Here is a 13,071-nt window from a genome sequence, read left to right on the forward strand (position 1 = left end):
TCAACAATTGAGGGATGCGCGGAGAAAGTCGATGTAATGTAGGGAGGGTGCAACGCTCATCTCTTAAATGGTGAATGATATTGGGATGTATTCACCATATAAGAGGTTAAAGTCAGTACTTAATTGTTCACTACCGAAATAGATTCAACGTTTGAAGAGGCATCAAATCGAACATTGACCAACACACTTTCACGTTCGAAAGTTACATCATCAAAGTCAGTAGCCGCGATTTTAAATCCATTCCTTGCAAATAAACTTGTTACCGTTGTCCGTTGTTTCTGTTCCATTGCGCATGTCAGTAGTTCGTTCATCGTTATCTCCATATTAGGTAACCGTGTGTATTTTTTAAGCGTACAGCCTCTTTTCTATGAGATCAATTGCCTAATAGATAAGCTGTATTGATGTGTTCAATTGAATGATTTTGATATTCAAAAATACAATGGGTAAGTGGGAGTGCGATTGCGTTAGTTATGATAAGTAGAGTGTTATGTGACCACAGTTCAGCATTAATCGAGAACTAAATTTTTTGTAATAATCGCGTTGAAATAAGTGGTTACAAAACAGGGGGAATCATACTCGCCGTTTAGTATGTTAGGTCGGTGATTGGAATCATTGTTGGTCTATATCCAGCTTAACTAAAGTACATCGATTTATGATATGTAGAGTTTTTAATGAACCTTTTTATTGAAATCTCGCATGCCAAAGCAGTGTTGTTATAAGTGTTATTAATTTCATATTCTTGCTTTTTACATTCTCTTGATTTATAAAATAAGCATTCACCGATAACTTCATGATTATATTAGTTTTTACTAACCTTTAATAACATGGAGAAAGGCGATGAATAAGAACCCAACATGCAATAGGTTAGCGAATTTATTGAGGCTGCGTAGACCATACAAAATATCTGACTTTCTAGTGAGTTCTGATGAACTTCGAGTCAAGAAAGATGTTTATAGTTTACGTAAAATCAAACAGCTAGAAACTCGACAACTGGGCATCAAAGAAAACGCAATCAACGTCATTTCATTGGCCTTGATGCTATCTGCAGCAACTTGGGCGTTCGTACCTCAGTTTGGGTTACCTATGCTCGCTCTGACCTTTATTTTGGCTTTTGTTTCGTGGCGAAAATACGAGCTTCGTGCAGAGTTTAAAGGATCAGACGAAACTGGTGATCACTGGGTATCTGTAGCTCGAGGTTGTACTCGTGAAGAGTTTAAGATCTTAAAAAGTGTCGAAGTGAATTTGCGAGAACAAGTTGTAAGCTAAGTGCGACCTCGCAGTTAGCATGGTTCAACCCTAAACAAGGCTCGTCATCATTGGCGAGCTTTTTATTTTTGGAAAGGAAGGACTTATTAAAAACGATATGAAGCAAATGCGAGTAGCCTTGGGTGTCATTTTTCTCGGCTTCAGCCTTTACACTAATGCCGACACTATTGAGTTCCCTGCTTGTGTTGAAGGTGAAGTGTTGAACACCGAGGTTCACCTTTACATTGACGAGTCTATGTTGTTGGAATACTCGAAGGCGTTTATCGCTAGTAAAGTTGCCACATGGGAAAGTTACTCCAACCTAGTTTTGAAAAACTCATGTATTCCTATGAGGAGAAAGGTAACCCAAATTACTTATACACCTGCTATCGATAGCCTTTGGTTTCAAGATTTGAGTGCGGCAGAGAGGCTACTCAAATTATCAATGAAAGAGCCAATTGAAGAAATCACAGAGGACGGTCGTCCTGTTTTTACAGGTGTTGTGTTTTCTAATTATCATTCTGCTTTCGAGTCTCGATATTGTGGTATCGCATCTCAGGTCTCTCGTTTTTTCTTTTTGGCTATAAATTGCCCAGACTCGACAATGGAACATGAAATTGGTCATTTGAGCGGTGCTAACCATGACTATAAAGAGGTGTTAAAAGATTACGCGACTATCGAACATTTTATCGCTGACAGGTACCCGAAAGCGCCCGCATATTCATTCGGTGCTACATGTGCAGAGAGAGGCACTGTAATGTCTTATGAGCGTGATATTATTCCTGCCTACTCTAGCCCTGAAATTAGAGTGAACGGACAGCAATGTGGAGATAACGCGCATCACAATAATGCGAGAGTGCTTAGAGAGTTCGCAAATACTCATTTAAAGCTAATAGACTCCAACAAAAATTAGTCGAGCTAATGCCGAGAATAATCAAATAGTACGATGGCGTTTGAAAACAGGATAAGGAAAGTGAATGGACATAACGATAAGACCAGCAATGCCGAGCGAATTGGCTACCATTTATGCTTTGGTTATCTCAAACGATGAGTGGACTAAGTTTAATGGCCCTTATTTTTCGTATTCTCATCCGTCATTAGAAAGTTTTGAAGCGCATTCGTTTAAACGACTGCTTGAGGGCGATGACCTGCAGCTGGTGGTCGTCGACGGTGTACCTGTTGGAACCGTGAGTTGCTACTGGGAGTGTGAAGAGACACGTTGGCTCGAAGCTGGCGTAGTCATTTATAACTCTGATTATTGGGGGAAGGGGATCGCAGCATTAGCACTTCCGCTCTGGATTACTTACTTATTCGAAAACAAACAAATTGAGCGTGTGGGGCTAACGACTTGGTCAGGTAACCCGCGCATGATGTCTCTCGCTTTGAAGCTAGGTTTCCAGCAAGAGGCGAGGCTGAGAAAGGTGCGATATTACCAAGGCGAGTATTATGACTCGTTGAAGTATGGGGTGCTGCGTAGCGAGTGGCTGGAGAGAGGATAGCGACAAATATCTGTTTTTTGTTTGATGATTCCTTATCGATTCAGTAGTAACACCCTGATCTAAAAAGTGAGAGTGAGCGTACTTCTACTCAGATTTTAAAGGATGAGTAGACAATGAAATTATCTAAAGAGAATGAATCAAGAATTATTGAAATGGCGTGGGAAGACCGAACGCCATTTGAGGCAATAGAACACCAATTTGGTTTAAATGAATCACAGGTAATTCGTTTTATGCGCAGCCATATGAAGCCGGGTAGCTTCAAATTGTGGCGCGCTCGCGTCGCAGGTCGTGCGACAAAACATGTAAAACTTCGTAGCTCTGAAGTGTCGAGAGGTTATTGCCCAACACAATATAAGCGGCAGTAGGTTTTCTACCAACCATTTACCTCTTTCTATCAGTGGCTATCGTTCTAAATAGGGAGATTGAGATTGAATAGTTTGATTGGATTAGCGATAGGCTTTTTGTTTGTGATGCCTATCGCCACCTTATTGCATGAATTGGGGCATGCAATCCCTCAGCTTATTGCGGGTCACAAAGCCGAGGTGACCCTCGGGAATAGCGAAAAGGCCAAGGTTGTTCAAATTGGCAATCTCACACTTTCAATTTCAAGCTTTTCAATGAATGTTGGCTTTGCCTCAATAACTCAGCAGGGCAGTAAATCCTTGCAAGCATGGTCTCTAGTTATGGGGCCACTTACCTCATTACTCCTGTGTCTATCTTTGTATTTTATTAATAGCAATCAACTCCCTTACATCGTTTCTTACGTCATTAACTTTGGTGTCTATTTTTCATTGGCTCAGTTTGTGATGACAGCATTGCCTATCTATTACCCTAGTGCGTTTGGTGCCTATGAAGGGATGCCTAGTGATGGTAGGCAACTACTGGAACTTTATGACGTAGTAAAGCGCCTAGAGTAGTGGTCGTTAATAGATTGGTTGAATCTTATGGCTTGGCATTTTTTAGTTCTAAATGTGGACTCTAATGCTGAGTTGAAAGACACTCATCACACCACGTTCGGGCGCACTAATTTTTTGAATCAAGCTACGTAAATCTATTAGTGCGTGCGACATCATTAATGAGCTTGAGTAAATTGAGTATTTTTATAGGTTGTAGAGTTCATGGTTGAATGTAAGAAGTTTATTTTTGATGTCGATGCAACACTGGTTGATACCCAAGTGGTTATCGACAATATTTGGAAAAAATGGTGCAAGACTGTTGGTGTTCGTTTTGAAACCATGAGTGAGTATATACACGGGCGAAAAATCGAAGAGACACTGAGCTGTATTGGCATGGAATTCTCCAATGTCACTGAGGTCAATAAAGTCAAAACTATTGCGACCCAAGAGATGAAGCGCGCCAAGGCTATACCAAATTCTCATGATTTTTTATCAAAATTAGGCCCGGATTGCTGGTCAATCGCAACGAGTGGACCTAGAGCGGTCGCAACAACAAGCTTGGAAGCCTCCGGTTTTACGTTGCCAAAGGTCATGATTTGTGCCGAAGATGTGGTACGAGGTAAGCCAGCACCGGATCCTTTCCTTAAAGCCGCAGAAGCTTTAGGCGCAAAACCAGAAGATTGCGTTGCAGTTGAAGATTCACCATCTGGCGTACTATCGGCCAAGAAGGCAGGATGTTTCACGATCGCTCTATTAACCAGCCATACCAGAGAAGAATTAAAATCAGCAGATTTGATCGTAAATGGGTTTGATGAGCTCAAACTTACCTGCAGTCCGATTGGAACCTATCAGATTCATCGTGCTTATTAGAAAGATCCTTTAATTTTATCTTAAGAGGAATAGATAACAATGAAACTAGTATCGCCCTCAAAGAGAGGTTCTGGCTACGGCAAGGCAATGCTCAAATTCGCTATTCCAAAAGCGAGCTCTCTGGGTATTAAACACGCTTTGATTACCGCAGACGAAGACAATATATCTTCACGAAAAGTCATTGAGGCAAATGGGGGTAAGTTTGAAAAAATAGTTTTTGGTAAAGTCTTTCCTGGCCCAGTTGCTCGTTATTGGCTTGACTGTCAGTAACGCAATGCAGTTTAGGGGACAGATAAAAAGGAATTTTTATGTTCAAAATAGACACTGCCAGGTTGGTTCTAAGAGACATGACGTTTGAGGATCAAAGCGCGTTTGTGGCTATGTCACAGGACGCAAAATATCAGCGCTTCTATGATGAGACTGATTGTGAGCCTAGTAAATACTATCAACTCACCCAATCGTTTGTTGAACAGGCTGAGGAAGATCCTCGTCAGTCCTATCAATTAGCTGTTGAAAGTAAAGAGTCAGGGAAGTTTATCGGAACCGTGTGTTTACGCCTTGAAGATAACCAGCAAGCTTCAATGGGCTGCGCTTTTGCGAGAGAAATTCAGGGGAAAGGGCTACCCATAGCAGCGGCCAAAGCTCTGGCTGGTTTTGGGTTTTCAGAGTTAGGGGTTCATCGAATTTATGCAGAAACCATTGGTGAGAATCTAGCGGCGATAAGGCTGTGCAAGTCACTTGGAATGAGACAAGAAGCTTGCTTTAAAGAGCACCGATTCTTCAAAAATAAGTGGTGGGATACCGTTGTATTAGCGATGCTTCGCTCAGAGTGGGAAGGTGAGAGTAATGGAAAGTGAACGACTTAAATTAACGCCTCCTTCATTAATCTATACTGATGAAATGTTTAACGTTGTTCAGGAATGTATGGCTGAGTTGTCCGAATTCCTGCCTTGGGTTTCTGAATCCTTAACTCGGCAACAACTTGAACTCAATACTCAAGAGGCCGCCAGTAATTTCTCTAATTTTATGGGGGAGTTTTGGTTCAATATTATTGAAAAGAACACTGAGGCGTTCATTGGCGCCATTGGTTTTATTATCCGCGACGATTCTGTACCTTGTTTTGAAGTCGGTTATTGGTTACAAACTTCGAAAACTGGATTTGGTTATGTGAGCGAGGCCATTCAACTCGTCGAAGAGTTTGCCTTCCTTAATAAAAGGGCAAAGCGGGTTGAAATCAAAATGGCAGCAACGAATTTGAAAAGTCAGGCAGTGGCGAAGCGATGTGGCTACAAGCAAGAAGCATGTCTAGCTAATGCTAGGTGTTTACCTTCTGGAGAGTTAGACAGCACGCTGGTTTATGCCAAAACGTGCTTATCTTAATTTCTGGGATGGTTGAATATAGATGCGTGGCATTCTCTAAGTTTATTTGTGTGTACCAACACGTTGAGTATTAAACTAGAGCTTAGCTGTCTGGTTCGTCATCCACGGTGACATCGCCATTCATCGAGTTGTAGTAAATCGATATCCCCGGTACGACTCGATAATGATAACGGCATTGGTCGGTGTGGATGTACTCAGCGATGTAGTCAGTATCAGTCGGTGAGTTGAAGCTAGAAACGCTTGGTGGATCAAGCAGGAGAGCTCCCCATACCGAAATACAGTCTTCCGGATTATCCAACCTTGGAAAATCTTCTGCGTAAGGCCATTGCTGTACTGGGTATCCCCATTCATTGAAGTCAAGCTGGCCAGTGGCAGAGTCATCATAGATAGGGATGTTCGTAGATGGACCGCCACCGTTTAAGGTCAAATTTTTTGAGTAGGCAAGATCGACACCTGCTTTGAAAGCAGCGCCAGTACCTTTTACGGCTGCAATATGCGAATCTGTACTCACATTCAGGAATCTGGGCGCTGCCGTAACGGCGATTATTCCAAGAATCACAATAACGACAACAAGCTCAATAATTGTAAAACCGCTCTTTTTCATTATGCACCTCTTTTGAAGGCGGAAAGTATGCACCATAAGTGACTATTACCAAAGGAAATTACTATATTTCAGAGGTGATTTTATAAACCAATCATAAATGTTGTGATTTACATGGCCTTATTTTATAAAACCCAATCGAGAAATAACTTAAGAGCCGGATATCTCACTTCAATATTGAATTTAGATAGACAAGGAGTTTGTTGTAGTGAGTATGGTCGAAACGGTAAATTTGTTTTTGGGAGAAGTTTGAAATGAGTGTCACTATCAGTTTGGCCCAAATTCCTGTCGTAAGAGGCAACTGGAGAGAAAACCTTAAGCAACATCTAAAAATGATAGAGCAATCGTCAAAGTACAATGCGGATGTGGTTGTTTTCCCCGAGCTATCACTAACCGGCTATGAGCTTGATTTGGCGGAAGAACTTGCGTTGTCTCTTGAGCCATCAAACTTTGAAGAACTCTCCCGAGCTTCGGTTCAAAGTGAGACGATTATTGTGGCTGGTTGTCCCCTGCGAGTTCCAGACTTATCCCACCCCACCATAGGCGCCGTTGTTTGTTTTCCCGACGGCAGAGTCGAGTTCTACTCTAAACAGCACCTGCATGATGGAGAGGGCAACTACTGCTCCGCTGGCGATGTTGATTATATATTTGATGTGAATGGGCATAAAATCGCGCTAGCAATATGTGCTGACTTCATAGAGGCGGATCACTCCCAACGAGCCAAACATCTAGGCGCTGATATCTATTTAGCGAGCGCTTTAATCTCTGAGAATGGCTTTGATCCGGATTCTAAAATCTTAGCTGGAATTGCGTCGGAACACGGTATACCAGTATTACTGAGTAACCATATATCTTTGACGGGAGGCTGGGGAACGTGTGGTAAGAGTTCGGTTTGGAATTCGCAAGGAGAACGCGTGATCAGTGCAAAATCAAAAGAGAGTGGCATTGTTCTATGTACTATATCGGGCTGTGAAACGGATCTTAATATAGCAGGAAAGTGGCATGCTGAATCAAACTAGAGGCCTCGATAAAGACGGGTTTATCGAAAACCTATACTCACCTAAGAACATTGCTCCTGAATTTCAAGGTGTCGTGAATGCTTTTATTGATTCGTTGTTAAGTGAACTTCCGGAGCAAATTTATGGCATCTACTTGTATGGAAGTGTACCAAGAGGAACGGCCATTGTTGGTCGTTCAGATTTGGATGTTTCTATCGTACTGACTACGCCTATTGGCCCAAAAGAGAGGCGAGTATTTAAGCATCTCTCTGACACCATTCCTGAAGCATATCCCCAAGTCAGTAAGCTTGATATCGATCCCGGCTTCCTGCGCGATGTTCTGCAACCCACAGAAAAGTATCACTGGCACTTTTGGCTCAAGCACTGTTGCTGTTGTATTTGGGGTAAGGATTTATCTACAGAGTTCCCGCTATATAAGCCCAGTATTGAAATCGCCCAAGCTCTCAATGGCGACTTGCCTACTTTTCTTGAGCAAATGAGCCTGAGTTTTAAAACAATGGCTGACGGGGATATCGCTAAGGTGATTGGCAAGAAGTTAGTGCGAGCAGCGTATTATTTTGTTGCTGAGAAAGACGGAAGTTGGTACACAGACCTGAGCCAGTGTGCCTCAGTAGCCAAGCGCTATTATCCAAATCAAAGCGACGATATTGAGTTGGCGTATCAATATGCTCTTGGAAACTTGATATCTAAAACAGAGGCTTTTGAATTGTATGAAAGGCTAAGCAAAAAGCTTGTTGTAAATTAAGGATTAACACAAGCTAGAACAGCAAACTTAACTACCGTTGTAACGGTTTTAGGAAAATCAGATGGATGTACACGAGTGTGTTTCTTTTATCTTGCTCAGCGAATCACAAGTATTGCTGGAAAAGCGCAGTGAGTCTAAGGAGACGGATCCCGGCGTAATTACCATTCCAGGTGGTCATATTGAGCACGGTGAGAATCAGGTGCAGGCTTTGTTTCGTGAGCTCAAAGAAGAGCTCAACGTTACTCCAACTCATTACACCTTCTTATGTTCACTCTATCACCCAACATCAGAGCTACAGTTGATTCATTACTTTGTTGTGAGCCAATGGACAGGGAAGATAACCGCACAAGAAGCCGATAGCATTGAGTGGTATCCATTGAATACAGCGTCTGCCGGCATCACTGCCGATGGTGTCGCTTTGAAAGAAGTGGAGCGAGTGGGGATGTTTCTTTAGAGCTGTGGTGTTAAGAGGCTTTACGACGTTTTTGAGGGCTCAAAAACGGTGAAACCCCGATGTTGGTAGTAATCTTAGCTGTATGATATTGATTTATATGAATTTCATGTATTTAGAGCTGGTGGTTAAGCTCTAATTGGCCTAAAAAACGCTTAAAAAGGCCAATGAAATAGTCAAATAAAATCAATAAATTAGCAACTCGGTACTACTGTATTAGTCCACCCTAAAGTGGGCTTGAAATCGATTCGTTGAATCGTTTTACGCTTCGGGAATCCTTTTCGTTAATTGCTGCGCAAATAGAATGTCACTGAAAAAATCGTGCATAGTTTTTCTACCAGTAGATGAAAAATCTTAATTTTCATGTAGTGAGAAAGGTAAGGAGAACGACATGGCGACGCGTAAAATCAGACCTAGACAATTTATTGATGAGTTTTACCCTGATTCAGGGATATGCAATACCACCATCATAAACTGGATTAAACATGGCAAGCTCGAGGGCACTAGAACGCCAACGGGCCGATATTTAGTCTGTGTTGACGACGAGATAGGGAACCCAGCAGACAGGGTGAGTGAACTTCTAAGATTCTTGGAGTCATAAATGGTTGGTAGAGCTAGAAGCAAAGAAACGGCTCATTACCCTCCATTCTTGGTGAAAATGAGCCATAGGGGGCAATCTCGATTTCGGTTTACGACCGTGGATGGTGTGAAGAAGCTATTTCCTATCGGGACTGTAGAGCAAGAAGCGATACAAGCTGCGCATGTTTACAACTTGCAATATCGTCCTGAGTTAGGAAGCGCGTTTTCCCTTTCTGAGATGACCCCATTTCGCAAAGCTGTCTCCAAAGGCCGTAAGGACAAATTTAATCGGCCTTTAAAAGAGTGGCTTCCATTAGTGTTGTCTCGTGTGAAGAAAGAAGAACGGCTTTCCAAAGACGTTTATCGAAATTTGGAAAGGGACTGTTACCGCCTTGATGAGTTCATGGGGCGGTTGCCAACCAAATCGATCAAGTTACAGCACATCAATGAGTTCCTTTCGAAATACTATTCAGAGTTAAGTAATCGTCAGCTCAACAATAAGATCAGTAATCTTAAAAAGGTATTTTCCTACCTTGCCGATGAAAGTGCTATTGAGAGTAATTTTGTTCTCAATAAAAAACAGCGTCGATTAACCAGAGAGGATTACACCAAAGCTCGCCACGACCTAGATATCGAACACTACCAAAAGGTCTACGATGCAGCGCCACTGTTTCTTAAGGTCGCAATGAGCTTAACACTTGAGACGACTCATGCTGTGAGAGAGATCTATAGGCTTCGTTATCGGATATACAAACCACGGGAAGGCGTTTGTGGGATTCTTTGGAACCCTGACAAAGAGGTGGAGTATGTGGATGGGCATGCAGTGTATGGAATGCTTTATGTTCATCGAGAAAAGGTAAAAAAGTCTGATGCTTCCACTGTCGCCATTCCTGTCACTCAGACGATTAAAGACATTGTCGATCTTTCTAAAACATCGAGACTGATTTGTCCTTATATCGTTCATCGTAAACCCAAACAGCAGCAACGTGGCATTTCAAAAGAGACCGACCATCTTTACCAAGTCCATCACCACAATATAAGTAAAGAGTTCAGTAAGGTTCGAGACTCTTTAGGGCTTTATAGCCACCTAAAGAAATCGCTGAGACCGACCTATCATGAAATTCGAGGGTTGGCTGCTCGAATGATTGAACAGCAAGGGCAGAGTGCTACCGAGCGAATGGCACATGCGAACGCTAAAACGACAAAAATCTATACAGGTACAAGTGACATTATTTGGCACCAAGTACCACCTGTTGAGGTGATGCCGAAAAGTGGCCAGAAGTGATTTGTGTTAGTTGTTTAGTTTTGGAGGAATTCGGAATCCGAATTTGAATCCGTATCGCTTTAAATTGCGTTGTAATTCGGATTCCGAATAATTGGGTTATGGAAATACGACTTGAGTTCCTTCACCACAAGAGCATGCAATTGAGTACGTGTTCTTTTTCTTACTGACTTTAGCTGAATTAGATTGGCAAGAATGGCAACTAATACGCATTGCAGTGTTCACCTTACATTGTGGGCAGTAGACGTAATACCCATACTTTCCATACCTCGGCTCGGTCTGAGGGCTTTGACACTTCTTACAATTAAAACCATGCCTTATTTGTGGAACTTTGGCCTCTTCAATTGTTTCTTGAGCTGGAATCAAGTCTACCTTTTCAGTTTCGCTCAATTCTGCGATATGTACTTTGGGAGCCGGAGAAGACGTAGGCACATGTTGTTCGTTTAGAAAGTGAACCAGGCGGTACAGTTCATCACGATTAAACGTAGGATTCGGATTTAGTATTGAACCTACGCGGTGCTTTTTGATGAGACCCTTAACGCAGCTACCAATAGATTCGGCTTTAATGAGCTTCTTCGATATATCTTTAGGGATAGAAGTTCGATCGATTAGCGCGTCGTTGGACGCGGCACAGAGTTGATCCCAACAGCGACCACCAAAGTAAGCTTGTACAAACGCAATTCGATCTAGCAACGACTTAGCGTTGTCATTTAACAGTGCTTTCAATAGTTTGGTTTGCAACTTAGCTTGCTCGATAGGCGAGGGCATTCCTGTCCAATTCCCTCTTACGGTTCGGCTCCATTCGAGTTGATTGTTGACCTTAACCTCACCACGAATTGATTTCGACTCAATAATGATAAATCCTTTGTTATAAAGGACTAAGTGATCGATCTGAGCAGTTTCATTTTTAAACTGTATGCGTAGGTCATTGATAATGAAAATGTCATTTGCATCTCCAAACTCTCTGCGTAAGTAAAACGCGACGTCTTGCTCTACTTTTGCGCCAGCTTTCTGTTGAAGACTGTTGTCGATTTTTGAATCTCTATCCTTAGTAATCATTCTTTATTCCTGCTTTTTTATAAAAGCAGTTTACCATGCAGTCTTATTCATATTGATGGTGTGTATGTTTTTGAGACATATGTTCTTTTTCGAACACTGTTATTGATGAAAATTGTGAAATATCTCTTTTCGAAAGCTCGAAGTAGAGAGTAGGAAACCTGCAAGCCGCTGTTTAATAATGTGTTTGTTAGGCATCCCGTTATTGTGCGTGTTAGGGCGTTGTGAGCGCCATGAAAGTTGTAAATAGGCAATGGTGGCGTAACAATAAGAGGTGATACGCAGGCATTGCTGCAGAGAAAAACACACACATAAATTGTTAGTGAGCTTTTGGAGTGACTAGAGGCCTCAGCCCTAAGAGCAGGTGATAGTGCCTTGTTTCGTGAATATGAAGTCAGTTCAGAATTCGGAATCCGAATTTCATTTATCGTTATTTCACGAATATTCTTGATAGTGGGCTAACAACGCCATTGGCGCCTCTATCAATGATGTGAGTATAGATTTGCGTTGTCTTCAAATCGGTGTGCCCAAGTTGTTCTTGAACGGTTCTGATATCCGCTCCGCTTTGAAGAAGGTGCGTAGCGAATGAGTGCCTTAAAGTATGACACGAGATGTTTTTCTCAATGTTGGCTTTTTGGCCTGCTACCTTAATGTGTTTTTGAAGCGCTGTTGGGTGAATATGGTGTCTACGTAGCTCGCCTGTTTGTAAATCTGGCGACAAACGACTAGAGGGAAAGAGGAATTGCCAATTTAGGCTCCTTTCTGCGCTCGGGTATTTTCTAGCGAGTGCTTCAGGTATGTATACACCAGAGAAAACTGTGTCATTCATGTCTTGATGATAGTAACTCGCGGATCTCTGTTGCTGTTGTTTGATAGCGGGGAAAAGCTCTGGTGCTATTGTCACTATACGGTTTTTACCTCCTTTCCCTTGCCATACACGTACAGATTTATATGCATAATCGATATCTTGTACACGTAAGCGTAGACACTCCATTAAACGCAACCCTGATCCATACATTAATTGATAAGGTAATTTGTAGTTAGGTGAACAGTGATTGAATAGCCTTCCAATCTCTTCTGGAGTCATGACTGTTGGCAATTTTCTTGATTTATCTGAGCGCCGAAACTGCATATCAAGTTCTATGGGTTCTTGAATAATTTCTTTGTATAAAAAGACTAACGCATTGAGAGCCAGACTTTGCGTTTTCCTCGCTGACTTTTTGTTAACAACCAGATGCGTTAGGAAATCCTCTACATGTCTAGAAGTTAAGCTCTTTGGGTGCTTTTTATCATGATAAAGAATGTATTGGTGAATCCAATAAATGTACGCCTCCGTTGTACGAAGGGCATAGTGCCGTCCAAGCATGTATTCTTGTATATACGATAGAAATGGTGATTTTTTCATTAAACTGTAACTGGTTATCCATACATGAGTTTCAGTTTGGCAC

Annotated in this window: 17 protein-coding genes and 1 pseudogene; 14 read left to right on the plus strand and 4 right to left on the minus strand. The window is 42.0% G+C overall.

The annotated features are described in order from the left end of the window. Positions 1-119: 119 nt before the first annotated feature. A complete protein-coding gene (locus tag BCU34_RS04225) occupies positions 120-311 on the minus strand; it encodes a hypothetical protein (RefSeq protein WP_240698015.1) in 192 nt (63 codons plus the stop codon). A 526-nt stretch (positions 312-837) separates the two neighbouring features. Between BCU34_RS04225 and BCU34_RS04230 the strand changes: the two genes are divergently transcribed. The 9 genes and pseudogenes from BCU34_RS04230 (at position 838) to BCU34_RS04270 (ending at position 5,890) form a co-directional block, all read left to right on the plus strand. After that, positions 838-1,266, plus strand: coding sequence for a hypothetical protein (locus tag BCU34_RS04230; protein WP_102431628.1), 429 nt, complete (start codon positions 838-840; stop codon positions 1,264-1,266). 106 nt (positions 1,267-1,372) lie between these two features. Further along, positions 1,373-2,158, plus strand: a complete 786-nt coding sequence (locus BCU34_RS04235) for a hypothetical protein (protein WP_102431641.1) — start codon at positions 1,373-1,375, stop codon at positions 2,156-2,158. 64 nt (positions 2,159-2,222) lie between these two features. Continuing rightward, on the plus strand, positions 2,223-2,744 hold the full coding sequence (locus tag BCU34_RS04240; RefSeq protein WP_102441929.1) for a GNAT family N-acetyltransferase: 522 nt from the start codon (positions 2,223-2,225) through the stop codon (positions 2,742-2,744). Between the two features lie 113 nt (positions 2,745-2,857). Continuing rightward, positions 2,858-3,109 carry a TIGR03643 family protein gene (locus BCU34_RS04245; protein ID WP_063522405.1) on the plus strand — a complete coding sequence of 84 codons (252 nt, stop codon included), beginning with the start codon at positions 2,858-2,860 and terminating at the stop codon, positions 3,107-3,109. 63 nt (positions 3,110-3,172) lie between these two features. After that, positions 3,173-3,661 (plus strand): hypothetical protein, encoded by a 489-nt coding sequence (locus BCU34_RS04250; protein WP_102478300.1) that lies wholly within the window; start codon positions 3,173-3,175, stop codon positions 3,659-3,661. Positions 3,662-3,862: 201 nt separating this feature from the next. Further along, complete coding sequence (locus BCU34_RS04255; protein WP_102478301.1) at positions 3,863-4,510, plus strand: HAD-IA family hydrolase; 648 nt, start codon at positions 3,863-3,865, stop codon at positions 4,508-4,510. Between the two features lie 48 nt (positions 4,511-4,558). Beyond that, positions 4,559-4,780: pseudogene (locus BCU34_RS04260) on the plus strand (GNAT family N-acetyltransferase); the annotation flags it as partial. A gap of 38 nt (positions 4,781-4,818) precedes the next feature. Next, complete coding sequence (locus BCU34_RS04265) at positions 4,819-5,367, plus strand: GNAT family N-acetyltransferase (RefSeq protein WP_102478302.1); 549 nt, start codon at positions 4,819-4,821, stop codon at positions 5,365-5,367. After that, positions 5,357-5,890, plus strand: coding sequence for a GNAT family N-acetyltransferase (locus BCU34_RS04270; protein WP_102478303.1), 534 nt, complete (start codon positions 5,357-5,359; stop codon positions 5,888-5,890). Before BCU34_RS04265 ends, BCU34_RS04270 begins: the two co-directional genes overlap by 11 nt. Positions 5,891-5,972: 82 nt before the next feature. Here the strand turns inward: BCU34_RS04270 and BCU34_RS04275 are convergent, their stop codons facing one another. Further along, entirely contained in the window at positions 5,973-6,494 is a 522-nt protein-coding gene (locus BCU34_RS04275) for a prepilin-type N-terminal cleavage/methylation domain-containing protein (protein WP_102478304.1), read from the minus strand. Between the two features lie 251 nt (positions 6,495-6,745). Between BCU34_RS04275 and BCU34_RS04280 the strand changes: the two genes are divergently transcribed. The 5 genes from BCU34_RS04280 (at position 6,746) to BCU34_RS04300 (ending at position 10,570) form a co-directional block, all read left to right on the plus strand. After that, positions 6,746-7,510 carry a carbon-nitrogen hydrolase family protein gene (locus BCU34_RS04280; protein WP_102478305.1) on the plus strand — a complete coding sequence of 255 codons (765 nt, stop codon included), beginning with the start codon at positions 6,746-6,748 and terminating at the stop codon, positions 7,508-7,510. Next, complete coding sequence (locus BCU34_RS04285; RefSeq protein WP_102478306.1) at positions 7,494-8,255, plus strand: nucleotidyltransferase domain-containing protein; 762 nt, start codon at positions 7,494-7,496, stop codon at positions 8,253-8,255. The genes BCU34_RS04280 and BCU34_RS04285 overlap by 17 nt, the downstream gene beginning before the upstream one ends. A gap of 61 nt (positions 8,256-8,316) precedes the next feature. Further along, positions 8,317-8,709 (plus strand): NUDIX hydrolase, encoded by a 393-nt coding sequence (locus BCU34_RS04290; protein WP_102431636.1) that lies wholly within the window; start codon positions 8,317-8,319, stop codon positions 8,707-8,709. Between the two features lie 388 nt (positions 8,710-9,097). Next, complete coding sequence (locus BCU34_RS04295; RefSeq protein WP_010434910.1) at positions 9,098-9,307, plus strand: hypothetical protein; 210 nt, start codon at positions 9,098-9,100, stop codon at positions 9,305-9,307. Continuing rightward, positions 9,308-10,570, plus strand: a complete 1,263-nt coding sequence (locus BCU34_RS04300) for an integrase (RefSeq protein WP_052879911.1) — start codon at positions 9,308-9,310, stop codon at positions 10,568-10,570. It begins immediately after the preceding gene. A 96-nt stretch (positions 10,571-10,666) separates the two neighbouring features. Here the strand turns inward: BCU34_RS04300 and BCU34_RS04305 are convergent, their stop codons facing one another. After that, positions 10,667-11,626: a nuclease-related domain-containing protein gene (locus BCU34_RS04305; protein ID WP_017106003.1), complete on the minus strand. Its 960-nt coding sequence runs from the start codon at positions 11,624-11,626 to the stop codon at positions 10,667-10,669. 427 nt (positions 11,627-12,053) lie between these two features. Further along, positions 12,054-13,028 (minus strand): integron integrase, encoded by a 975-nt coding sequence (locus BCU34_RS04310; protein ID WP_048609554.1) that lies wholly within the window; start codon positions 13,026-13,028, stop codon positions 12,054-12,056. Positions 13,029-13,071: the final 43 nt, after the last annotated feature.

It is taken from the genome of Vibrio sp. 10N.286.45.E10, assembly GCF_002874195.2.
In the GTDB taxonomy this organism is placed as follows: Bacteria; Pseudomonadota; Gammaproteobacteria; order Enterobacterales; family Vibrionaceae; genus Vibrio; species Vibrio crassostreae.

What these genes read in the sequence shown, in the direction of transcription:
- BCU34_RS04265 (WP_102478302.1), top strand. Translation starts at nt 4,819, where the DNA reads ATGTTCAAAATAGACACTGCCAGGTTGGTTCTAAGAGACATGACGTTT.
- BCU34_RS04235 (WP_102431641.1), top strand. Translation starts at nt 1,373, where the DNA reads ATGCGAGTAGCCTTGGGTGTCATTTTTCTCGGCTTCAGCCTTTACACT.
- BCU34_RS04225 (WP_240698015.1), bottom strand. Translation starts at nt 311, where the DNA reads ATGAACGAACTACTGACATGCGCAATGGAACAGAAACAACGGACAACG.
- BCU34_RS04240 (WP_102441929.1), top strand. Translation starts at nt 2,223, where the DNA reads ATGGACATAACGATAAGACCAGCAATGCCGAGCGAATTGGCTACCATT.
- BCU34_RS04295 (WP_010434910.1), top strand. Translation starts at nt 9,098, where the DNA reads ATGGCGACGCGTAAAATCAGACCTAGACAATTTATTGATGAGTTTTAC.
- BCU34_RS04280 (WP_102478305.1), top strand. Translation starts at nt 6,746, where the DNA reads ATGAGTGTCACTATCAGTTTGGCCCAAATTCCTGTCGTAAGAGGCAAC.
- BCU34_RS04300 (WP_052879911.1), top strand. Translation starts at nt 9,308, where the DNA reads ATGGTTGGTAGAGCTAGAAGCAAAGAAACGGCTCATTACCCTCCATTC.
- BCU34_RS04245 (WP_063522405.1), top strand. Translation starts at nt 2,858, where the DNA reads ATGAAATTATCTAAAGAGAATGAATCAAGAATTATTGAAATGGCGTGG.
- BCU34_RS04290 (WP_102431636.1), top strand. Translation starts at nt 8,317, where the DNA reads ATGGATGTACACGAGTGTGTTTCTTTTATCTTGCTCAGCGAATCACAA.
- BCU34_RS04255 (WP_102478301.1), top strand. Translation starts at nt 3,863, where the DNA reads ATGGTTGAATGTAAGAAGTTTATTTTTGATGTCGATGCAACACTGGTT.
- BCU34_RS04285 (WP_102478306.1), top strand. Translation starts at nt 7,494, where the DNA reads ATGCTGAATCAAACTAGAGGCCTCGATAAAGACGGGTTTATCGAAAAC.
- BCU34_RS04310 (WP_048609554.1), bottom strand. Translation starts at nt 13,028, where the DNA reads ATGAAAAAATCACCATTTCTATCGTATATACAAGAATACATGCTTGGA.
- BCU34_RS04230 (WP_102431628.1), top strand. Translation starts at nt 838, where the DNA reads ATGAATAAGAACCCAACATGCAATAGGTTAGCGAATTTATTGAGGCTG.
- BCU34_RS04275 (WP_102478304.1), bottom strand. Translation starts at nt 6,494, where the DNA reads ATGAAAAAGAGCGGTTTTACAATTATTGAGCTTGTTGTCGTTATTGTG.
- BCU34_RS04270 (WP_102478303.1), top strand. Translation starts at nt 5,357, where the DNA reads ATGGAAAGTGAACGACTTAAATTAACGCCTCCTTCATTAATCTATACT.
- BCU34_RS04305 (WP_017106003.1), bottom strand. Translation starts at nt 11,626, where the DNA reads ATGATTACTAAGGATAGAGATTCAAAAATCGACAACAGTCTTCAACAG.